The organism is Mesorhizobium sp. WSM4849, assembly GCF_055811385.1.
In genome coordinates this window covers 58,851-80,815 of sequence record NZ_JBVVPW010000004.1, presented here as the reverse complement: position 1 = coordinate 80,815, position 21,965 = coordinate 58,851, and the positions used below count along the sequence as shown (strand labels likewise).

At 61.6% G+C, this 21,965-nt stretch carries 22 protein-coding genes; 10 read left to right on the top strand and 12 right to left on the bottom strand.

The annotated features are described in order from the left end of the window. Positions 1 to 173: 173 nt before the first annotated feature. From AC0L3L_RS05500 to AC0L3L_RS05475, 6 genes are all read left to right on the top strand, one after another. Positions 174 to 968, top strand: a complete 795-nt coding sequence (locus tag AC0L3L_RS05500; RefSeq protein ID WP_473636834.1) for a response regulator — start codon at positions 174 to 176, stop codon at positions 966 to 968. Between the two features lie 233 nt (positions 969 to 1,201). Beyond that, positions 1,202 to 1,369 (top strand): DUF1328 domain-containing protein, encoded by a 168-nt coding sequence (locus tag AC0L3L_RS05495; protein WP_023797107.1) that lies wholly within the window; start codon positions 1,202 to 1,204, stop codon positions 1,367 to 1,369. A gap of 149 nt (positions 1,370 to 1,518) precedes the next feature. Further along, a complete protein-coding gene (locus AC0L3L_RS05490) occupies positions 1,519 to 2,553 on the top strand; it encodes a sensor histidine kinase (RefSeq protein ID WP_473636833.1) in 1,035 nt (344 codons plus the stop codon). A gap of 146 nt (positions 2,554 to 2,699) precedes the next feature. Next, positions 2,700 to 2,882 carry a hypothetical protein gene (locus AC0L3L_RS05485; protein ID WP_473636832.1) on the top strand — a complete coding sequence of 61 codons (183 nt, stop codon included), beginning with the start codon at positions 2,700 to 2,702 and terminating at the stop codon, positions 2,880 to 2,882. 217 nt (positions 2,883 to 3,099) lie between these two features. Next, positions 3,100 to 3,426, top strand: a complete 327-nt coding sequence (locus tag AC0L3L_RS05480; protein WP_473636831.1) for a hypothetical protein — start codon at positions 3,100 to 3,102, stop codon at positions 3,424 to 3,426. Between the two features lie 82 nt (positions 3,427 to 3,508). After that, entirely contained in the window at positions 3,509 to 3,751 is a 243-nt protein-coding gene (locus AC0L3L_RS05475; protein WP_473636830.1) for a YMGG-like glycine zipper-containing protein, read from the top strand. A 95-nt stretch (positions 3,752 to 3,846) separates the two neighbouring features. Here the strand turns inward: AC0L3L_RS05475 and AC0L3L_RS05470 are convergent, their stop codons facing one another. The 4 genes from AC0L3L_RS05470 to xylF form a co-directional block, all read right to left on the bottom strand. Then, on the bottom strand, positions 3,847 to 5,490 hold the full coding sequence (locus AC0L3L_RS05470; protein ID WP_473636974.1) for a CHASE domain-containing protein: 1,644 nt from the start codon (positions 5,488 to 5,490) through the stop codon (positions 3,847 to 3,849). 113 nt (positions 5,491 to 5,603) lie between these two features. Then, the gene (locus AC0L3L_RS05465) at positions 5,604 to 6,398 is read right to left on the bottom strand and encodes an ATP-binding cassette domain-containing protein (protein ID WP_128175415.1); all 795 of its coding nucleotides are present in this window, start codon (positions 6,396 to 6,398) and stop codon (positions 5,604 to 5,606) included. 93 nt (positions 6,399 to 6,491) lie between these two features. Beyond that, entirely contained in the window at positions 6,492 to 7,823 is a 1,332-nt protein-coding gene (locus AC0L3L_RS05460; protein WP_473636829.1) for a sugar ABC transporter permease, read from the bottom strand. A 142-nt stretch (positions 7,824 to 7,965) separates the two neighbouring features. After that, positions 7,966 to 9,006, bottom strand: coding sequence for a D-xylose ABC transporter substrate-binding protein (gene xylF / locus AC0L3L_RS05455; protein ID WP_473636828.1), 1,041 nt, complete (start codon positions 9,004 to 9,006; stop codon positions 7,966 to 7,968). Between the two features lie 267 nt (positions 9,007 to 9,273). Here xylF and AC0L3L_RS05450 point away from each other — a divergent pair, with 267 nt between their 5' ends. Further along, positions 9,274 to 10,521: an ROK family protein gene (locus AC0L3L_RS05450; protein WP_473636827.1), complete on the top strand. Its 1,248-nt coding sequence runs from the start codon at positions 9,274 to 9,276 to the stop codon at positions 10,519 to 10,521. Between the two features lie 196 nt (positions 10,522 to 10,717). Here the strand turns inward: AC0L3L_RS05450 and phoB are convergent, their stop codons facing one another. The 6 genes from phoB to AC0L3L_RS05420 all read right to left on the bottom strand — a co-directional run bounded on the left by phoB (position 10,718) and on the right by AC0L3L_RS05420 (position 17,117). After that, positions 10,718 to 11,407 (bottom strand): phosphate regulon transcriptional regulator PhoB, encoded by a 690-nt coding sequence (gene phoB, locus AC0L3L_RS05445; protein WP_123150227.1) that lies wholly within the window; start codon positions 11,405 to 11,407, stop codon positions 10,718 to 10,720. Positions 11,408 to 11,423: 16 nt separating this feature from the next. Continuing rightward, complete coding sequence (phoU, locus tag AC0L3L_RS05440) at positions 11,424 to 12,131, bottom strand: phosphate signaling complex protein PhoU (RefSeq protein ID WP_123150226.1); 708 nt, start codon at positions 12,129 to 12,131, stop codon at positions 11,424 to 11,426. Between the two features lie 38 nt (positions 12,132 to 12,169). Beyond that, complete coding sequence (gene pstB, locus AC0L3L_RS05435) at positions 12,170 to 12,985, bottom strand: phosphate ABC transporter ATP-binding protein PstB (protein ID WP_077373276.1); 816 nt, start codon at positions 12,983 to 12,985, stop codon at positions 12,170 to 12,172. A 12-nt stretch (positions 12,986 to 12,997) separates the two neighbouring features. Beyond that, the gene (gene pstA / locus AC0L3L_RS05430; protein ID WP_473636826.1) at positions 12,998 to 14,611 is read right to left on the bottom strand and encodes a phosphate ABC transporter permease PstA; all 1,614 of its coding nucleotides are present in this window, start codon (positions 14,609 to 14,611) and stop codon (positions 12,998 to 13,000) included. Continuing rightward, positions 14,604 to 15,992 carry a phosphate ABC transporter permease subunit PstC gene (gene pstC / locus AC0L3L_RS05425; protein WP_473636825.1) on the bottom strand — a complete coding sequence of 463 codons (1,389 nt, stop codon included), beginning with the start codon at positions 15,990 to 15,992 and terminating at the stop codon, positions 14,604 to 14,606. Before pstC ends, pstA begins: the two co-directional genes overlap by 8 nt. A 120-nt stretch (positions 15,993 to 16,112) precedes the next feature. Next, positions 16,113 to 17,117, bottom strand: coding sequence for a PstS family phosphate ABC transporter substrate-binding protein (locus AC0L3L_RS05420; protein WP_473636824.1), 1,005 nt, complete (start codon positions 17,115 to 17,117; stop codon positions 16,113 to 16,115). A gap of 780 nt (positions 17,118 to 17,897) precedes the next feature. Here AC0L3L_RS05420 and AC0L3L_RS05415 point away from each other — a divergent pair. Further along, positions 17,898 to 18,260: a hypothetical protein gene (locus AC0L3L_RS05415; protein WP_473636823.1), complete on the top strand. Its 363-nt coding sequence runs from the start codon at positions 17,898 to 17,900 to the stop codon at positions 18,258 to 18,260. A 371-nt stretch (positions 18,261 to 18,631) separates the two neighbouring features. Next, on the top strand, positions 18,632 to 18,847 hold the full coding sequence (locus AC0L3L_RS05410; protein ID WP_473547281.1) for a hypothetical protein: 216 nt from the start codon (positions 18,632 to 18,634) through the stop codon (positions 18,845 to 18,847). 110 nt (positions 18,848 to 18,957) lie between these two features. Here the strand turns inward: AC0L3L_RS05410 and AC0L3L_RS05405 are convergent, their stop codons facing one another. Continuing rightward, a complete protein-coding gene (locus AC0L3L_RS05405; protein ID WP_473486937.1) occupies positions 18,958 to 19,212 on the bottom strand; it encodes a hypothetical protein in 255 nt (84 codons plus the stop codon). 510 nt (positions 19,213 to 19,722) lie between these two features. On the opposite strand from AC0L3L_RS05405, the gene AC0L3L_RS05400 reads away from it, so the two are divergent. Beyond that, positions 19,723 to 20,607 (top strand): hypothetical protein, encoded by an 885-nt coding sequence (locus AC0L3L_RS05400; protein WP_473636822.1) that lies wholly within the window; start codon positions 19,723 to 19,725, stop codon positions 20,605 to 20,607. Positions 20,608 to 21,072: 465 nt separating this feature from the next. Here AC0L3L_RS05400 and AC0L3L_RS05395 read toward each other — a convergent pair whose 3' ends face one another. Beyond that, complete coding sequence (locus AC0L3L_RS05395; protein ID WP_473636821.1) at positions 21,073 to 21,963, bottom strand: glutathione S-transferase family protein; 891 nt, start codon at positions 21,961 to 21,963, stop codon at positions 21,073 to 21,075. Positions 21,964 to 21,965 lie beyond the last annotated feature (2 nt).

The window sequence follows — 21,965 nt, the reverse complement described above, 5'->3', positions numbered from 1 at the left end:
GGTCCCCTCGTCTGGTTGCCCGTCCCGACCTCAAACGCCGTCCTCTTACATTAGTTCCAAACCATCGGAACTTTTTCGGAAAGCCGGCGTTTATGTTTTCAGGGTTTATTTTCGGGGCTTGTAATCACCTTGGCCTGCAATCTATGCAATTACGTCGGAGGGAGACGTCCATCATGAGCCTATCCGCAACCATCGCTCCGCACCTGCCGTTCCTGCGCCGCTTCTCGCGAGCCGTTTCCGGATCGCAGGAGAGTGGCGACGCGCTGGTCGCCGCGATGCTCGAAGCCATCATCGCCGACATCGACATCTTTCCGGACGCGTCGAACGACCGCATCGCGCTCTACAAAGTCTTCGCCAGGCTGTTCACCTCGGTCGCCATCCGCGTTCCGCAAGAACACCCGCAGTCGGCGTGGGAACAGCGCGCCGCCGCCAATCTGAACGCGATCTCACCCCGCCCCCGCCAAGCCTTCCTGCTGGTCGCCGTCGAAGGTTTCAGCGAAGACGAGGCGGCGGAGATTCTCGACGTCGACGATCAGGAGTTCTCCGAACTTCTCGCCGAGGCCAGCAACGAGATTTCCCGCCAGGTGGCAACCGATGTGCTGATCATCGAGGACGAGCCGCTGATCGCCATGGACATCGAGCAAATGGTCGAAAGCCTCGGCCATCGCGTCGTCGGAACTGCGCGTACCCACGCCGAGGCGGTGGCGATGTTCACAAGGACGCGGCCGAAGATGGTGCTGGCTGACATCCAGCTTGCCGACGGCAGCTCGGGCATCGAAGCGGTGAACGAGATCCTGTCGTCCACGCCGGTGCCGGTGATCTTCATCACCGCCTTTCCCGAGCGCCTCCTGACCGGCGAGCGGCCGGAGCCGGCCTTCCTGGTCACCAAGCCGTTCAATCCGGATATGGTCAAGGCCCTGATCAGCCAGGCGCTGTTCTTCGACCGGCATGCGAAAGCCGCTGCATAGGACCGGGCAGGCCCAGCCTCGCGCTGCCCCGTTCCACGGATCGCCCGTTTTCCCACTGATCGAATGATGCTGGCCGCTTGCGGCTGGCAACGTCACTTGCGCCTCGAACTTCCCCCTGCGCATGACGATTCAATTCGGGCCGGAAAGATTTCCAGGGATCGTCTTTTTCGGGAAATGGTGGAACAAACGGTAGCGAAAGACGTTTTTGCCGTACCATTTGAAGGAGATGGATCATGCTTTACTGGGCGCTCGTATTTCTCGTCGTCGCGATCATTGCAGGCGCTCTTGGTTTCGGCGGTATCGCCGGCACCTCGGCCGGTATAGCGCAGATACTGTTTTTCATTTTTCTCGCTTTCCTGATCATTTCGCTTATCGCGGGCTTGTTCAAACGCGCGTCGTGAACTGCGATCGAACACTGGGAGCCGCACCCCTCAAGCGGTTTCCAGCTACCGCCGGGCGGAGTCCTTACCGGACGTCGCTCGGCGGACCTCTTTTGGGAACCCATTTTTCCGTCAGCCGTTCAGCCTGCATTGGGCGGGTGAACTGAACAATGCAACCCAGAGCCGGAGACATGAAAGACAGCGGACGGAGCGATGAGATCATCGCTTTGCAGTCCGCTGAGAGTGGAATGCAGCTTGGCCGGGCCCTTCTCCATGCGCTGCACAATGCCGGCATTTCGGTTCTCTATCAGGATCGCGAGATGAAAACCGTCTGGGCCCGCAACATGCGCCCGCCATGGGCTTCCGATACGACCGACAGCAACGGCATCCTGCCGCTGACGCAGGCGGAGCGTATCGGTGCGGCCAAACGCAATGTCGTCGCATCCGGCAATCCGGAACATCTTGAGCTCAGCATTCCCGCCGACGATGGCGTTCGCTGGTTCCAAATATGGGTAGACGCGGATCACGACGACGGCGGCGCCGTGCAGGGCGTCGTCACCACCATGGTCGAAACGACCGAGCAGAAACGTCGCGAGCAGACCCTGAAGACGCTGCTGCGCGAGGTCAGCCACCGCTCAAAGAACCTTTTGGCAATCATCCAGAGCATCGCCACCCAGACCAGCCGTTATTCGGACACGCTCGGTGATTTCCTGACACGCTTTCGCGGCCGGCTGCAGTCGCTTGCCTCATCCCAGGACCTGGTGACCTCGTCGAACTGGCGGGGAGCGGCACTACGCGAACTGGTGTCCGGCCAGGTCGGCCGCTATGGAGCCGACCCTGTGCGCAGCTTGCGTTTCCAGGGTGCAAATCCCTACCTCAACCCCAATGCCGCCCTGCATATCGGCTTGGCCATGCACGAGCTTGCCGTCAATTCGGTCAGCTACGGCGCTCTGTCGCGAGCCGACGGATTCGTCGAGGTGACGGCCGATCTGACGGCCGCTTCCGCTGGCGAGACCGCACTGTCGCTGACATGGGCCGAAGCCATCGGAGCCAATGACAATCAGCCCAGTGAGAAGCGCTTTGGCAGCGTCGCGCTGGAGCGCGTCGTGCCTGCGTCGTTGAACGGTACGGCGACACTTGAAATCACCGGGGACCGCCTCGAATATCGTCTTGTCGTTCCTCGCGGCAATTTCGAGACGGATTGAACGGACAGCAGCCGGGGCCAAGAGGGCTGGGGATCGATACCGGCCGCGCCGGCTTAACCATCTGTTCACCATAAAGTCCGATGCTGTTTTTCCCAGACACCGCTCCATGAGGTTTTCGATCGCAGTTGCTGCGCAGTACGGGAGGAATGGCTTTGACGGTTGCCGACATCAACAGGCTGGAACAGGCCGCGCGCGTTTCGATGGGCGGGTTTCAGGATCTCGAAGCATCCGCGATGCCGTCGCCCCGTACTTCCCTCCCGACCCCCGGCGTCGCCGCGATCGGGCTGGCTGCAGTGGTCGTCCTGGTCGCCGCGTTCCAGTTGATCTAATGCATGTCGCGCAAAAGCATTCCCTCGGGCCTGACCCGAGGGTGTGCAGCGGTTTTGCGATAACGACATGCATAAATACAATTTAAAGCGTCGGGCCCAAAGTGGCCGGCGGCTTGTGCTTGCCTCATGTCGACCTGTTCTCCAATCAGTCGCGCCAGCCTGCATGGCAGGAACTTTGACGGATGTGGCCCGTTCTTATGGCCGGAGGACCGTCGCCATGGAACACATCGCTGCCGTGTTGCTGGTCATTGGCTGTTCGAACGCGATGACCGAGTGTCGCGAACTGCCCGTATCGGTGAGCGTTTTCGAAACCGCTCAGGAATGCACCGCCGCGCGGCCCTTTGCCTTGAGCGATTTGCAGGGTCAGGCTCCGCGCATAATTGCCAAATGCCTTTCCGTCGATCCGGCACTTGAGGATGATTACGACCAGATCGTCTGGAATGTGCGTCCGGACGGCACGCTCGACGCGTCCGTGGAGATTTCCGATCTTGAGGTTGCCTCGAACGGCGCGCGCCCCGAAAAAGATTCCCTTAGCCAACAATGAAATCGAGCAGGCAAAACGCTTTTTCGCATGATACATGACGGGTAGAGCTACAAGTGAGGACAAAAAGGCGAGGAGTGACCCTATGCGGAAGATGATTATTGCCATGGTTGCCGTGATCGCAGTCAGCGGTTGCAGCACCACTGAGAAGGATGTCGCCGTCGGCGCCGGTGTCGGCGCTCTGGCCGGCGGCCTGATTGATGGCGGCAAGGGTGCGCTCGTCGGCGCAGCCATCGGTGCCGGTACCGGCCTGCTGGTGCGCAACCTGCGCAATGGCTATTGCCAGTACCGCGACAACCGTGGCCGTCTGTTTACGGCTCGCTGTTGATCCGTTTCAAACGCATGAAGCAATAGAAGCGGAGACCGGACGAGCCGGTCTCTGTTTACTTGCGCCTTCGAAAACGGTCGGTTTGCGGCAGCGTTTCAGTCCGACAGTGGAATCCTGATTTCCACGCTCAACCCGCCATCGTGAAAATCGCGATTGATCGTACCGCGCAATTCGCGCGTGACGTTCAGATCGATCAGCTTGGTGCCAAAACCGGTTTTGACAGGTGGTTCGAGCTTCTTCTGGCCGGCTTCGCGCCAGTTGAGGACCAGCGTCCGGTCGCTCCTGCGGCCCTCGACCGACCAGTCGACCTTGAGTGACCACTCGCCCGTTCTAGCATTGACCGAATTGCCGGTTTCGCCATATTTCAGCGCGTTCGTTGCCAGTTCATGAAAGGTCAGGCCGAGCGCTTGCGTCGTCGTCTCGTCGAGCAACACCTCTGGCCCCGACAATATCCCCTCGGGAAGCTCCTTGCCGAACACCTGGCCAAGTTCGATGCGCAAGAGATCGCCGAGATCGGCCTTCTGCCAGCGCGAGCGCGTCAGCATGTCCTGGGAAGCCGCCATCGCTTGCAGCCGGGCCGAAAAAGAGGACGAGAACTCGTGGACGTCGGTGGCGTGCGACGCCGTCTGGCGCGCGATCGCCAGCACCCGCGTAATCGAGTTCTTGATGCGGTGCTTCATCTCCTGCAGCATCAGGTCTTTTTCGAGCAGGCTTTTTTCCGTCGTTTCATGAAGCAGCGAGACCGCGTCATAGGCCCGTTCCTGATAGCGGGCCACCAGCGCGATGGTTCCCGCAAGCAGCAGCCCGAACAGGCCGAGCATCACCGGAATGGCGCGCGAGGAGGGTTGCGAGAATGCGCTTGTCGGTCTGAACAGGACGGTCCATGGACGTCCGGCGATGGTGATCTCGCGAGAAACCACCAGCCTGTCACCGAAGCTCGACGCCGGCGGCGTTTCCGACTGGAACAAAAGATGGTCGGCATCCACCTTGCCGTCATAGATTTCGATGTTCACCGGCAGCAGCGGCGTTCGGCTCAGCGCGGTCTGGAACAGATCGCGGGCGCGGAAGGCCGCATAAAGAAAGCCTGATGTCGAGGATCTGGACGCATCGATGCCGTCCTGGGCGGTTTCGACGTTGAGCCGCACGAAGACCAGGAAGCCGGTGAAGGTCTGCGCAGCACCTGTTTCCTGGCCTAGCTGCACGCGCCCGCTCGCGTGCTGCTGGTTGTCGGCCATCGCCCTTTCGATCGCCTCGCGCCGCACCGGTTCGGTGAACATGTCGTAGCCGATGCTGGACTGATTGGAAGGATCCAGCGGCTCGAATAGCGTGATGGGCGTACGCCATGGCAGCGTTGTCGTAGCCGGATAGATCGCATCGCTGGCGCCATAGTCGTGCAGGATGGCACGCTCGACAGCTGCCTCGTCGCCGGCTCTCACCAGCCGGAGAAAGCCGATACCGCGCAGGCCGGTAAAATTGTCGTTGATACCAAGCGCTTCGAAGAACGCCTTGAACTCGCCCCGCGAAATGCCACCACTGCGCGCCTCGAACAGCGCATGGGTCGATCGCAGCAGCGACAGATGCAGGTCGATGCGGCTATCGATCCGGTTGAGCGCATCGTCCGCCGTCGCCTCGAACTTGATGCGCGCCGCTTCCTGCGTGGCGAAATAGGCGAATCCCGCCATCGTCAGGCTGATCAGCGCGACGGCGATGAAAGCGACGATCGGGAAGAACTTCTTCAAGTTGCTGCTGCGGCCCATGGTTCCCCATCTTATGGGCAAGTCCCCGTGGCAACACAATGGCGCGGCCAAACCATCATGACGACTGGCATATCACATGACAGGTATTTGACGCTTCAGGCGGCGATCTTCAGTGCACCTGGGCCCGGAATGGCACCGGGCGGGCACTTGCCCAAAATGATCATGCCGAGCACCTCGTCCTGGGTCACGTCGCTGGTGCGCGCCGTGCCGACGACCCGACCATTCTTCATCACGCAGACGCGGTCGGCAAGCTCGAACACATCGTGGATGTCGTGGCTGATCAGGAAGATGCCGATGCCGTCGGCCTTGAGCTGCATGACCAGTTCGCCGACCTGTGCCGTTTCCTGCGGCCCCAGTGCCGCCGTCGGCTCATCCATGATCAGGATGCGGGCGTTGAACAGGATGGCGCGCGCGATTGCCACCGACTGCCGCTGGCCGCCCGAAAGCTTGACCACCGGCTCCTTGAAGCGCTGGAAACGGGGATTGAGCCTGCCCATCACCTTGCGCGCCTCGGCCTCCATGGCGCCGTCGTCCAGCGTGCCCCAGCCGGTCATCAGCTCGCGTCCGAGGAAGAGATTGGCGGCGGCGTCGACATTGTCGGCGAGCGCCAGCGTCTGGTAGATCGTCTCGATGCCGTATTTCTTGGCGTCGCGCGGATTGGCGATCGAAGCCTCTTCGCCATTGACGAAGATCTGGCCCGAATCGCGCTTGTAGGCGCCGGACAGGATCTTGATCAGCGTCGACTTGCCGGCGCCGTTGTGGCCAAGCAGTGCCACGACCTCGCCCGGGAAAAGGTCGATCGACGCATCGTCGACAGCACGGATGCCGCCAAAGGCAATCGAAATGTTGCGCATATCGATCAGTGGCGTGGGCGCAGTTGTGTCAGCCATGATCGTTCCTCCCTATGGTTTTTGCTTGAGCACGGTCTTGTCGAAACCGGCGTCCAATTTTCGCTGACGCGGCGCTTCGGCTCGGGATCATGCTCAGACCCGCTTGCGGTAGACGGTGTCGAGCCAAACGGCGACGACCAGGACGGCGCCGACGACGACGCTCTGAAGCGGTGAATCGATGCCGAGCAACACCATGCCGGACTGCAGCGACTGCATCAGAAGTGCGCCCAGCATCGCGCCGAGCACCGTGCCGGAGCCGCCGGCCAGCGACGTACCGCCAATGACCGCAGCCGCGATGACCAAGAGCTCGTCCAGCGTACCCAGCGCATTGGTCGAGGCATTGAGGCGGGCCGACGCAATCGCCGCGCTGATCGCGGCCAGCACGCCCATGATCATGAACACCTTCATGGTCACCCAGCGCGTGTTGATGCCGGCGAGTTCGGCCGCTTCCGGATTGCCGCCAATGGCGAAGACATAGCGGCCGAAACGGGTGCGCCTGGTGATGAAGGTCATGACGATGCCGACTGCGACCGCGATCAGCACCGGTATGGCGATGCCATGGGCGATGAACAGGCCGCCTTCGGGAACAGTGATGCCGGTCCGCTGAGCGTACTGGCGAACGATGCCGATCGGCCAGGGGTAGGAATTGGCGATCCAGACGGCGCCAAGGATGGCGGCGCAGGCGACAACACCAAGCAAGCTCTCCGCCCAGACCGGGCGCAGCGGGAATTTGAACCGCTTGCGCTGTGACCGGCCGTTGAGCAGCATCAAGGCGACGGCCACACAGGCGAGAATGCCGACGATCCAGCTTGCGGTTGCCCCGATCGAGCCACGCGGCCCGCCACCCATGAGCTGGAATGTGGCGTCGAGCGGCGCGACGGTGCGCCCGCTCGTCATCAGCCACGCCATGCCGCGCCAGATCAGCAGGCCGCCCAGCGTCACGATGAAGGCCGGAACCTCGAGATAGGCGATGATGAAGCCCTGGAGCGCGCCGATCATGAGGCCGAGCGCTACGCCGGCAGCCAGTGCGATGATCCATATCCAGGGATTTCCAAGCTGGAAGCCCATGACCCGGATGAGGAATTCGGCCTGCGCGACGCCCATCACCATGCCGATCACACCTTCGACGGAGCCGACCGAAAGATCGATGTTGCGCATCACGATGACCAGCACCATGCCGGTCGCCATGATCGCGACCGAGGAGGTCTGCACCGACAGGTTCCAGAGATTGCGCGGCGTAAGGAAGAGCCCGCCCGACAGGATGTGGATTCCAACCCAGATGACCAGCAGCGCGCCGACCATGCCGAGCATGCGTATGTCGAGCTCGGTTGCCTTGAGGAAGCGGCCGACGGGGCTGAGCTCGGATTCACGCGCCCGATCGGCAGCTGTATCGGCGGCCGGCGTGTTGGAAGTCGCGTCGGTCATGATGTCCTCCCACCGGGTTGCCGTCTGCCGCGGATGCCGGAAGCAGCTTGGAAGTTAGCCGCGAGAAGCGGAAAAACAATTCTTTCTGAAAAAACGCCGCGGCGTGAAGCCGCGGCGTTTCAGGCTTCTTGCGAAGGCCGGATCAGTTGCAGACCGGGACAGTGCCCGCTGCCACGCCGGCGCAGACCTCTTCCTTCTTGATCCAGCCCGCGTCGATGACGACGTTGAGATTGTCCTTGGTGATGGCAATCGGCGTCAGGAACAGCGACTTGACGACATTGCCGCCCGGCGTGGTGAAGTCCTTGACGTCCGCAATGTCTGTCATCTGCTTGCCGTCGGCCAGCTGCGAGGCGATCTCGGCAGCGTTCTTGCCGAGCTCGCGCGCGTCTTTCCACACCGATACGGTCTGCGTGCCGAGCGCGATACGGTTCAGCGCGGCATAGTCGCCGTCCTGGCCCGACACCGGCACGGATCCGGCCAAGCCTTGCGCCGTCAGCGCCGCGACGACGCCACCGGCGGTGCCGTCATTGGCAGCAACCACGGCATCGACCTTGTTGTCGTTGGCGGTCAGGAACTGTTCCATGTTCTTCTGAGCGTTGGCGGGAAGCCAGCCGTCCGTATAGGCCTCGCCGACATTCTTGATCTTGCCGCTGTCGATCGCGTCCTTGAGCACTTCCATGGAGCCGGCGAACAGAAAATCGGCATTCGGATCGGCGCCCGAGCCCTTGATGAAGACGTAATTGCCTTCCGGCGCCACCTTGAACACTTCGCGGGCCTGCATGCGGCCGACTTCCTGGTTGTCGAAGGTCAGATAGAACACGTCCTTGTTCTCGATCAGCCGGTCATAGCCGACGACCGGAATGCCTTCGTCCAGCGCCTTCTGCACCGCCGGCCCGATGGCCGAGGCATCCTGCGCAAGGATGATCAGCGCGTTGGCACCCTGCGAGATCAGGCTCTCGACGTCGGTCAGCTGCTTGCCGGGATTGGACTGTGCATCGGCGGAAATATACTTGTCGCCGGCGGCCTCAATCGCCGACTTCATGGCGGCTTCGTCGGTCTTCCAGCGCTCTTCCTGGAAGTTCGACCACGAAACGCCAATGACCTTGTCCTTGGCCTGTGCGACCGACGCGAGCGTCAGCGACATGGCGACCCCCGCCAGCATGGCGGCTGCGAATCTCTTCATGATTTTCCTCCCTGCGCCGCGTACGGCGCGACCAACTGGCCCGAAGGCCGGCACAAAGGCCCCTATTTTTTCGAGGCTCGAAAAAATACTGGTCCAACCGCGAAGCGCTGTCAACATCAATTCCGATGGATTTTGATGTCCCTGCCGACTTATTTCGAGCCTCGGAATAAATAATGACAGGGTCCGCTGCTTCTGCCACTATTTGTCGGACATTACCGACGGCCTCCGATTCATGAGCGGCCGCGGCAATAGGGAGGAAGCAAAAGAATGTCGGTTGGAATCCGTCATGACGATTTGCGCCGGCGTAACCGGGCGATGGTGATTTCTGCGGTACGCCGGGCCGGCCAGCCGTCGCGGACCGAGATCGCCGCAACCACCGGCCTCAGCCATTCGACCATATCGGCGATCTCTTCCGACCTGATCCAGGAAGGCATCCTGACCGAGAGCAAGGCGAGCGAGACCGTTTCGATGAAACGCGGCCGACCGCAGGTCGGCCTCAGCCTCAATCCGGAAGCCGCTGCGGTATTGGCGGTCGTGTTGTCGCTGAATTTCCTGTCGGTCGCTGTCATCGATTATGCCGGACAGGTCGTCGCCGAGGAACAGCGCCGGCTGGACACGCTGACCATGTCGCGCGACGAGCTGATCGACGAATGTGTCGCCATCGTGCGGCGCCGGATCGAAGACCCCGACCTCGACGTCCAAAGCGTCGCCCGCATCGCGCTGGCGATCCAGGGCATCACCGATTCGCATGCGCGCGCCATGTTGTGGTCGCCGATCACGCCGCAGACGAACATCGCCTTCGCCGACATTCTGGAACGCGAGTTCGGCATCCCGGCCATCATGGAGAACGACTGCAACATGATGGCCGTGGCGCTGCGCTGGCGCGACCCGGATCGCTACCGCGACGATTTCATCGCCATCCTGCTCTCGCACGGCATCGGTATGGGGCTGGTGCTGAAGGGCGAACTGTTCACCGGCACCCATTCCTCGGGCGGCGAATTCGGCCACATGATTCATCGGCCGGGCGGCGCGCTTTGCCGCTGCGGGCGGCGCGGCTGCGTCGAGGCCTATGCCGGCAACTACGCCATCTGGCGCAACGCAAGGCAATTGAGCGAGAACGCAGAGCCGGTCGCCGATGTCAGCGACGCCGAGATGCAGGCACTGGCGGCCCGGGCGCGTCAGACGGACGGACCGGAGCGCGAAGCCTACCGCAAGGCCGGCGAAGCGCTCGGCTTCGGGCTTGGCAGCCTGTTCGCGCTGATCGATCCGGCGCCGGTCGCCATGGTCGGCGCCAGCGCTGCCGCCTTCGACCTGATCGAACCGGCCCTGCGCGAGGCCATCGCCCAGACCGCCGGCGGCCAGCATTCGGGTTCGATTTCCTTCGACACCGAGACGAACGAGCTGCCGCTGATCCGCGAAGGCTGCGCCTTGCGGGCGCTGAGCTTCGTCGACCAGGAGATTTTCGCGCCGGGCGCGCAAGGGAAGTCCGGCACGATCAGGAAGGACGTGGCCTGAGTCCGAAGGCAAGGAACAAAGGCGGAATGCGACTTGGGGATGTGTTGAGATTCAGGTCAGGCCGCGCCGGGCTCGAAGACGGGCGCGAGCCGACCAGACTGGGTGAGTTCCGAGAACCGGAACGGAGCGTACTTTTGGGTACGTACCGGAAGCGCAGGAAATCGCCGGTCGCAGGCCGGCATCACCTGAATATCAGCTAGTCTTCCCTGATCGCATAGCCCGCACCGCGGATGGTGCGGATGACGTCGGGCATGCGACCATTGTTGACCGCCTTGCGCAACCGGCCGACATGGACGTCCACCGTGCGCTCGTCGATGTAGATCGTCTCGCCCCAGACATTATCGAGCAACTGGCTGCGCGAGAAGACCCGACCTGGGTGCCGCATCATGAATTCGAGCAGCCGGAATTCGGTCGGCCCGAGCCGGATCTCGCTCTTCTTGCGATAGACCCTGTGCGATTCGCGATCGAGCATGATGTCGCCGACCTTCAGCACGCTGGACAGCACTTCGGGCTTGGCGCGGCGCAGCAGCGCCTTGATCCTGGCCATGAATTCCGGTGTCGAGAACGGCTTGACCAGGTAGTCGTCGGCCCCTGTCGAGAGGCCGCGCACCCGGTCGCTCTCCTCGCCGCGTGCGGTCAGCATGATGATCGGCAGCCGCTCGGTTTCGGGGCGCATCCGAAGGCGTCGGCAAAGCTCGATGCCGGAAACCGCCGGCACCATCCAGTCGAGCACCAGAAGATCGGGCACGTTTTCCTGCAGCCGGATTTCGGCCTCGTCGCCGCGCGTCACCACCTCGACCTGATAGCCTTCGGATTCCAGATTGTAGCGGAGGAGGACGCCCAGCGGCTCTTCGTCCTCCACCACCATGATGCGTGGCGCGATCATCGACCGGTCACCCCCGTCATGTCGCCGGCGCCGACATCGTCGTTTCGTCGAGCTTCGGGCGATCCGCCGGCAATTGCTGCCCGGTCACGACATAGTAGGCGTTTTCGGCGATGTTGGTGACGTGATCGCCGATACGCTCGAGATTCTTGGCGCAGAACAGAAGATGCGTGCAGGCGGTGATGTTGCGCGGATCCTCCATCATGTAGGTCAGGAGTTCGCGAAAAACCGCCGTGTATTTCACGTCGATCTTCTGGTCGTCGGCGCGCAGTTCTTTCAACGCGCCGGCATTGCGCGACACATAGTGCTCGACCACGCCGCGGAGCTGCACAAGAACGAGATCCGCCATCGCGTCGATACCGTGCGAGAGATTACGCGGCGTGGCGCTCTGCCCGACTGCGCTGACCCGCTTGGCTATGTTCTTGGCCAGGTCGCCGATGCGCTCGAGATCGCCGGCCATGCGGATTGCGCCAACCACGGCGCGCAGATCTTGCGCCATCGGCTGCCGCTTGGCGATCAGCGTGATCGCACTATCGTCGAGTTCGCGCTGCCGCGCATCCATGATGGCGTCGTCCGAGACGACGCGCTGCGCCATCGCATTGTCTGATGCAAGCAACGCGCGGATCGAGGCTGCGACCATCGCGGCGGCGAGCTCGTCCATATCGCGGATCAGCCTGTCGATGTGCTCCAGTTCCTCGTCGAAAGATGCGACGGTGTGTTCACCCATGATACTGTCCTCGTGTTCGAAATTCGCCGCCGGACCGCTCAGCCGAACCGGCCGGTGATGTAGTCCTGGGTGCGCTTGTCGTCGGGGTTGGTGAACATCTTGTCGGTCGCGCCCTCCTCGACCAGATAGCCGAGATGGAACATCGCCGTGCGTTGCGACACGCGCGCTGCCTGCTGCATCGAATGGGTGACGATGACGATCGTGTAGTTCTGGCGCAGTTCGTCAATCAGTTCCTCGACGCGGGCGGTGGCGATCGGATCGAGCGCCGAACAGGGCTCGTCCATCAGGATCACTTCCGGCGATACGGCGATGGCGCGCGCGATGCACAGGCGCTGCTGCTGTCCGCCGGAGAGACCGGTACCCGACTCGAGCAGGCGATCCTTGACCTCGTTGAACAGGCCGGCCTTCTTCAGGCTCGATTCAACGATGCCGTCCAACTCGGCCTTGCTCCTGGCCAGGCCGTGAATGCGCGGACCGTAGGCGACGTTTTCATAGATCGACTTCGGAAACGGGTTCGGCTTCTGGAATACCATGCCGACGCGGGCTCGCAGTTCGACGACATCGATCTTCGGGTCGTAGACATCTTCGCCGTCGAGCGTGATCTTGCCGCTCACCCGCGCGATATCGATGGTGTCGTTCATTCGGTTCAGGCACCGCAGGAAGGTCGACTTGCCACAGCCCGATGGGCCGATCAACGCCGTCACCTGGTTCTCGCGGACATCGATATCCACATCGAACAGAGCTCGCTTCTCGCCGTAATGAACAGAGACCTTTTCGCCCTTCATCTTGATCGAAGGGGCATTGGTTCCGCTGCTCAGTTTCTGTTCGACGCCAGCTTCCGTCATGATGTTCATATCCTCTACTCCTTACCAGCGCCGCTCGAAGCGCCTGCGCAGTATCACCGCGATGGCGTTCATGATGACCAAAAACAGCAGCAAAATCAAAATCGCCGCCGAAGTCTTCTGCTGGAATCCAGCTTCCGGGAAATCCGCCCACATGAATATCTGCACCGGCAGGATCGTCGCGGGATCGGTGAAGCCGCCGGGAATGTCGACGATGAAGGCGACCATGCCGATCATCAGCAACGGCGCGGTTTCGCCCAGCGCATGCGCCATTCCGAGGATGGTGCCGGTCATGATCCCCGGCATCGCCAGCGGCAGGACGTGATGGAATACGGTCTGGACCTTGGACGCTCCGATGCCGAGCGCCGCCTCGCGGATCGACGGCGGCACGGCGCGCAACGAAGCGCGCGAGGCGATAATGATGATCGGCAGGGTCATCAGCGCCAGCACCATGCCGCCGACCACCGGGGCTGAGCGCGGCATGCCGAAGAAATTCAGGAATACGGCAAGTCCAAGCAGGCCGAAGACGATCGAAGGCACCGCCGCCAGATTGTTGATATTCACTTCGATGATCGTCGTCAGCCGGTTCTTGGGGGCAAATTCCTCAAGATAGATCGCCGCCGAAACGCCGATGGGGAAGGCGATGGCGAGCGTAACGATCATGGTCAGGAACGATCCGACGACCGCGCCCCAGACACCGGCCAGTTCCGGCTCGCGGCTTGCGCCGGTGAAGAAGAAGATCGAGTTGAACCGGCTTTCGATCAGGCCGGCGCTCTTCAGCGTGTCGAGCCAGACGATCATCTTGTCGGAAATCTTTCGCGATTCTTCCGGCGTGTCGATGACGCGCAGGAATGCCTGGCCGCTCGCGGCGGGCGCCGTGCTGTCCAGCGCCTCGATCACCGTGCCCTTTGCGACCGCCGTCCCGTTGGCCCCAGGCGACAGCGCGGTCAGCTTGACCGTACCGCCATTGAACGCGACCAGCAGCGACGACGCACCGCTCGTCAGCGTGAGCATACCGTTTTCGCCCTCGGTCGCACCATTGCCACGCGCCAGCGTCAGCATGGCGTCGTCGCCGAAGGTCAGATCGATGTCGCCGCTGGTTTCCGAAGGGGTGACGCTTGTCGAAATCGCTTCGTCCGAACCGACGTCGGCAAGCAACCCCTTGAGATAAAGGTCGGCAAAATCGTCAAGTGGAACCGCATAGTCCACCGTTCCTCCGAGCATCGCCGGATCAGCCGCAATATCTTTGCGCAGGAAGACGCCTGTGCCGGTGGAAATCAGTCCGCGCAGCAGGCGCTTGTCCTGACGGCTCGTCACATCAGGAAATTTTGCCGTAAGCGCTTCCTGGGCGATGGCGTCGTAGTTGGCGGCGTCGAGTTTCGCCGGGTCGACCTTGGCCGCCGAAAGATCGATCGGCAGCGTCAGATAGTTCTGCCGCAGCGCCGGGATCGCCTGCGTGACGATCGTCGACAGGAGCAGCACAAGGAATAAGCCGGCCAACGCGACGGCTGCGGCGCCAAGCCATTTGAACCACGTTTCAGTGCGGTAACGACCCTTCAGCCGCGCCTTCGCGGCATCGTCGGTATGAACGCTGACCGGCCGCCGGCCGGCGCCGAATGACGCGATCGCATCAGTCATATTGCTCTCGGTATTTCTGGACGACGCGCAAAGCGACGATGTTGAGGGTAAGCGTGATGCAGAACAGCACCAGGCCGAGTGCGAAGGCTGCAAGCGTCTTGGCGCTGTCGAACTCCTGATCGCCTACAAGCAGCGTCACGATCTGCACCGTCACGGTGGTGACCGCTTCGAGCGGGTTGGCCGTGAGGTTTGCCGCCAGGCCCGCCGCCATGACCACGATCATTGTTTCACCAATTGCGCGGCTGACGGCGAGCAGCATCGCCGAAACGATGCCCGGAAGGGCAGCGGGAAGGACCACCTTGCGGATGGTTTCCGACTTGGTCGCGCCGAGGCCGGCGGAACCGTCTCGCAGGGATTGCGGAACGGCATTGATCACATCATCGGAAAGCGAGGAAACGAAGGGAATGATCATGATACCCATGACCACGCCCGCGGCGAGCGCCGATTCGGACGCGACGTTGAGGCCCAGGCTTTCGCCCATACCGCGGAAGTAGGGCGCAACTGTCAGCGCGGCGAAGAAGCCGTAAACGACGGTCGGGATACCGGCGAGGATTTCCAGTACCGGCTTTGCCACCGCGCGGACGCTTTTGGAGGCGTAATCCGAAAGGTAAATCGCAGCCATCAGCCCGATAGGTGCGGCCACCAGCATGGCGATGAAGGTGATGAGCAACGTGCCGGCAAAGAGCGGCACCATGCCAAAAATATCCTGGTTGACCGCCCCGGCTTCCGTTCCGGCGCCGGTGAAGGCGCTCTGCGGCGACCAATGCGTGCCGAACAGGAACTTATAGAACGGCACCTGTTGGAAGAACCGCAAGGATTCGAAGATAAGCGACAGGACGATGCCGATCGTCGTCAGGATCGCGACCACCGAACAGGCGATCAAGAATGCGCGAAGAACGCGCTCGACCACGTGGCGCGCCCGGTAGGCCTGTGCGATACGCGAATAGGCCCAGTAAAATCCGGACGCGGAAAGCACGAGCGCGACGGCCCAGATGATCCAGGTGCTGGTTGTATGGATCGATTTGTAGACGGCCGCGGCTGCCTCTTTCGTCGGATCGGCGAAGCCGACAAGCCCGCCAAAGGCCATCGCGCGAGCGTCGCGGATGAAAGCTTCGACCTGCGGAACGCCCATTCCCGACAACTCGGAGGAGAAGCGGTCGGCAATGATCGACGATTCAATTCCCGGCGTCACCAGCGACCACAACACGATCGTAAGCAGCGCGGGACCGGCAGCAAAAAGCGCCAGAAACATGCCATGTTGGCCAGGCAGCGAATGCAATCGCGCGACGTCGCCATTGACACTGGCAATTGCGCGTGTCCGGCCGATCCAATAGGCCGCAGCGGCCACAATTAACAGTAGAACAACGAGATAACCGACCATTCAGGACGTCCCCTCGACCGCCGGTCATTCACCGGCTCAAAGCACGGGACCTTTGGTCCCGCGCTTTGGGCTTTTAGAGCATGAGGGGTCAGAGCGGATATACGCCCGGACCCCGAAACATCAAGAGCCCATGCCCTTCAGGGCCTTGGCGTTTTCGGCCCACTTGGCGCGCTCGGCGTCCGGCAGCGGGATCAGGCCCTTGTCGGCCAGATAACCATCAGGACCCCATGCGCCGTCCGAGGTGTACTCGGCGATGAACTCCTGCATGCCGGGGATGACGCCGACATGCTCTTTCTTGGCATAGATGTAGAGCGAGCGGGAAACGCCGTAATCGCCGGATGCGATGTTCTCGAAGGTCGGCTCGACGCCGTCGACCTTGTGGCCCTGGAGCTTGTCGGCGTTCTGGTCAAGGAACGAGAAACCAAAGATGCCGAAGGCATTGGCGTTGGCTTCCAGCTTCTGGACGATCAGATTGTCGTTTTCGCCGGCCTCGACAAAAGCGCCGTCTTCGCGGATTTCGCCGCAGCCCTTTTCATTAGCCGCCTTCACTTCTTCCTGGCAGGCTGCATCCATGACGAGTTCAACGAACGCATCGCGCGTGCCAGACGTGGGCGGCGGGCCAAGCACCTCGATCTTTGTCGCGGGAAGCGACGCGTCGACATCCGACCAGTTCTTGTAGGGATTGGGGACGACCTTTCCGTCAACAGCGACGTTCTTGGCGAGCGCCTTGAAAACCTGTTCCTTGGTCAGATCAACGACAGCCCCTGCCTTCGAGTTGGCGAGTACGATGCCGTCGAAGCCGACCTTGATCTCGACCGGCGTCACGCCGTTTGCCTTGCAGGTTTCAAGTTCGCTGTCCTTGATGGCGCGCGAGGCATTGGTGAAGTCAGGGGTATTTTCGCCGACGCCCTGGCAAAACAGCTTCATGCCGCCGCCGGTGCCAGTCGATTCGACGACCGGGGTCTTGATCTTTCCGCCCTGGCCGAGCTTTTCGGCGACAGCCGTCGTGAAAGGGAACACTGTGGACGAACCGACGATTTGAATCTGGTCGCGCGCGGCGGCATAACCAGCCGACGCGGCGAGCGCAAGCGCCGCGGCCGACGCCGTAAGGAGGAATTTCTTCATGTGGCCTGCTCCTGTTCGGAAAATGGTCTCTCGGCGCCATTCCTGCGGCGCCCGCTGAGGCCAATAGCCCCCGATTATTACAGTCACATGACAGTTTGATGTCAGCCCGGTAACGCCGCATTGCCGTGTCGAAATGGAAGCGCCGCGGGTCTCGCCGGCACAGCCGTGGTTTGCCGCTGGAATCAGCAGCTTGCGCGATTTCCTGCCGGCATTTGCCCTCGACAGGCGAGACAATTGGCGCCGAAAAAGAAAATCCGGGCGGGAGCGCGTTGCATGCGGCCAAGGAGGTCATGGCCGCGCCATCGCCGAAACAGGTCCGTTGGGGTAAATCTGACCCTGCTTCTTGCCGGCGGTCGCTTGCTCCCGCCCGTAACCGGAGGGGCGGAACTCGAATGCGCTTATTGTCCCAACCGGACGCACGCTTTGGTATGGTGCGATCGCACCATAGTCTTGCTCGCAACGCGTCGCCGAATCGCGGCTGAACTCTACGGCCTGACGGGGATGCCAATCCCGCGTTGCGCTGGATTTCTCCGTCCGCGCCGAGCCAGCGCTCGACCTTTTCGAGCAAGGCCCTGGGGCTGATGGGCTTGGGCAGGCAATCGTCCATGCCCGCCTCCGGTCGCGCTAGTCTAGGGACATTGCGGCACTTTGATTTTGCCCATGATCCCCAGCGAAATCGATTCCGATTCTCCGGGTCATGCGCTAGCCTTGCCCGCGGTGTATTCCGACGGTTGTCGGCAGAGCCGAAGCCGCGTTATAAATCCCGCAAGGGTGTTGCCGATGTTGGGACGGATCCTGCCTTTTATCCTGTGCCCGATGCTGCTGTTCGGGAGCGGCTGCTCGCGCAGCTACGACGGAACCGTCGTCATTCCAAGGCCGCTCGATGTCCGGCGGTTCTGGGACAGGCCGCCGCAGCAGGCGCAAGCCGAACAGCCGCAGTTGCTGCAGACCGATGTCTTTCCTGTGGCGCCCGAAACGCCGAAAAGAGCGACGGCCCCCGGTATCAAGACTCCCGTGGCGCCGAGAAGGCACACCCGGAGGATTTCCAACGATCCGCCGATGCCGTCATCCGAGCCGACAAAACCGCTCACCTGCAGGAACGTCAGCCAACCCGGAAAACGGGTCCGCATGGTCTGCGAATAGCCGGCCGGCATTCAAACGGTGGCAGCCAAAATATCCGTCCTCAGACGTTGCTGCGCACCTGACCCAGCGGTTCGGTCAGACGCGCACGCGATCGCATAGACCGACTTGTGGGTTTCGGGCTGCCCGATCGATCCGGTGCCCCGACAATCCAGGGTTACCGGCCGCCACGTTGAAACCTTATCCCGCCTTCGCCGTTAAACAGCCATTGCAGCGCCGCGCGTCCCTTTTGCGGCGCCGCGCGTCTCTTTGGACGCAGAAAGGACGCTGTGACGTTGGTTTGGTTCATGGACCTTGCCAAACCGAAGGGCAGCGTAGCGAAGGTTGATCCCGATTTTTAGGTCACGCGCTGGATGGTCAAAAGGAGACCGCACATGTCGATTCACTTCACTGTCTCGGGCCTGACCAGAAATCTGTTTCACTCGCTGGGACTGGACCATGAGCGCGCGCCGAGACCTCTCGGTCCTGAGCAAAGTCTTTTGCTGGAATGTTATCTGGCCGGCCAGATTCCGGAATCGGCCTGGAGCGACTACGTCTTCGAGACGCCGGAATTGGCACGCCATGTCAATGCGAGACGCGCCCAACACTGACATCTCGTGAACCGGGAACCGTCCGATCGCTTGAGGTGACGCCGCCTAGCGACGCTTGGCCGAATGGCCCGCCGGGTAACGACCGGGGCTTTGCCTGGGATGACGCCCGGCTACTGTTTGGGCGAGCCGAATTGCAGGGTGAAGACGCTGCCTGCGATCCCTTGGGCGAGCGCCGGCGAAAAGCTAAGCGGCAAGCAGCGTTCCAGGGCGGCGATCGCTGCATCGACAAAGGATTGCCGCGCCTTCGCGTCGTCGGTCACATTGATGGCAGTCGGCCTGGCGGGCCGATCAGCGTGCCGTTGCGCTTGAAACCCAAACTCAATGTGACGGTTGAATTCCCGGCATTCGCCGGCGGGGTCCAGCACACGTGGATCGCAACCCCGACATCGTCCATGGTGTTCAGCGATGCGGCATTCGATTGACAGCTGGCGCCTGCCAATATCGAGCCGGCAATCACCAACAGTCCTGCCGTGCGTTTCATTGCAAGTCCTCGTCCCTCCGCCTTGCCCGCACAGCAAGGCCGGATGTTTTGAAGGCTTGACGCCAGACGACAATCGCGAATGTCAGGCCGCAGCTTCCCGGGAAACGAAACAAAAAGGCCGGCACATGGCCGACCTTTCCTTTCCACCTCGACCGCGCCAGTACATCCGTGGTCACGAATTGGAGGTGAATTGCCAATCAGTAGATAGGGATTTGGTTAACGAATCCTTAACCGACCGGATCTGCTCATCTGCGCGTCATGGCAAATCTGATCTGCGTTTTGGTGATGAGTGCGGAAAGTCCTCTTTAAATGCGGCACATATTATTAATCGTTGTACACCAATGTGTTAGCATGTGAAGCATATCCAAGTAACGATCGTGTTCTGGGGTTTATTATGGCCGTACTTGGCGCTCTCCCTCCCGGCGTTCGCTGTCGACCAATTCGCGAAGCCGATTGGGAAGGAGTAGTCGACTGCCTGTGCCGGGGCTTTCCGGAGCGTGACCGGAGTTACTGGATACAAGCGCTGACCCGATTGTCGCAGCGGCCTGCTATCGCCGAATGCCAACAATACGGCTTTGCTTTGGAGGAGACTGGTCGGATCGTCGGCGTCGTGCTGACCCTTTATACCCGCTATCGCAGGCAGGTAGGCGATGAAATCCGCTGCAACCTTTCGAGCTGGTCCGTCGACGAAGAATTCCGCCCCTATGCCATCAAGCTGATTACGACGATTCTCAAGCAAAAAGACGTGACCTACACGAACGTTTCGCCGGCGCCTGCTACATTAAAGCACAATTTGGCGCTCGGCTTTCGCCTCTTTTCCAGCGGACAATTTGCCTTCTTGCCGGCTTTTAGTTCGGTGCCGCGGTCATGTCGCGTGCTCGAAGCTCGTCCCGATCTTGCGGAAATGGCGATGCTGTCCGACAGTGAGAGATACATACTCTCGGAACACTCCGCGCTGGGCTGCCTGTCATTGATTTGCATTTGCGACGGAGCAGTGTTTCCTTTCGTATTGATGCCGCGCCGGATATTGCGCGGTCTTATCCCATCCTATCAGATTGTCTATTGCCGCTCTCTCGCAGATTTGAGCCGGTGCGCCGGTGCCATCGGACGCTTTCTCTGGCGAAGCGGCATCCTGCTTTGCGTCGTCGACGCCAAGGAACCGATTGCAGGTCTGTTCGGGTGGTACCGCCCCAACAGAGGGCTGAAGTACTTCAAGGGCCCCAGACCACCCTCGCTCGGAGATCTGACGTTCACCGAGCTCGTGATATTCGGCCCCTGAACGACAAGCGCAACATCAATCAGCCCGCGCCGATTTGCGACCGCGATGCCGAAAGCGAACCCCCGCCTCGGGCGAGGGTTCTATTTTTTGAACTACGATCTGCTACTGAACAGGGGCGGTCTGAGCTGGCGGCGGGGTTGCGGGTGCCGGCGTCATCGTGTCGGCTGGAGGTGGCGGCAATTGGCCAGCGGTCGTCGCCTGCGTTCCTGCCGATTGAGTTTGGTCACACGCCGCCAGGGCAGCAAGCGCCAGACCGAACGCGGCGAATAAGGGTAGTTTGCGGGTCATATACAGTCCCTTCCATGGACGCCACCCGCGCAGGCCCGATCATCAGGACCGCTGCCGCCAGGTCAACCGTCGCTTCGTCGTCGACGCTTCAAACATTCTTACGTCCCGTAAAAGGCGGCGGGCCTTCGGTCTCGGTTTAGGTCGGCCTGGGCAACCAAGACCGTTAGAGCGAAAGCTTCACGCCCCGGCCTGCGACTTCACATAGGCGATATAGCCGCGCACGTCGGCGGCCGGCTCGGCGTAGGCCTTGCCGAGCTTCTTCTCGATCGCCGCCATGTAGTCTTTTGCCCACTGGGGCAGCGCGTAGTCGATGACGGCCAGGAATTCGAGCGTCGCCGCCAGGCGGATGTCGGCGATCGACGGGTTCTTGCCGCCGATGAACGGCTTGCTGTTCCTGAAGAAGCTGTGAAAGACCTCCAGCGGCTCGGCAATTGCGGCCGCCGCGGCCTTCTGGGCTTCCGACTTCCTGTTGGGGTCGGCGTCGCTGTAACCGACCTCGCCGGCATATTGCGGGAAGTTCAGCGCAGGATAGGTGGCGCGCGCCACATAGGGGTAGAGCGTGCCGATCAGATAGAACATGGCGCTGTCGATCATTGCCCGCTTGGCCGGCGCCTTGGGATATAATTTGTCCAGCCCATGCTTGTTGGCGAGATACTGCATAATGGCGCAGCTTTCCCACAGCACGCCTCTCGGCAAGTCCTTGTCCTCGATCATCGGGGTGAGATGGGCTGGGTTTCGCGCCATGTATTCAGGCGAGCGCGTGTGGCCCCATACGTCGGTCTCGGAATGATCGAGCCCGGCCGCGCGTGCAAACACCCGAACGCTCATATTGTTGACGCTCGGCTTCAGCATGCTGAGCGTCAGCGCGGGCTTCTTTCCTGATTTCGCCTTGGTCTTCCGCGCGGATTTCGCGGATGCCTTGGCTGCAGGTTTTGCGGCGGCTTTCGCTGCCGGCTTGGCGGAAGCTTTCGCCGCCTTGACTGCAGGCTTTGTCGCGGCCTTGGCAGCTGGTTTCGTAGCGGTCTTGGCGGCCGGCCTCTTCGCACTCTTCGTTGTCATCTTTGCCATTG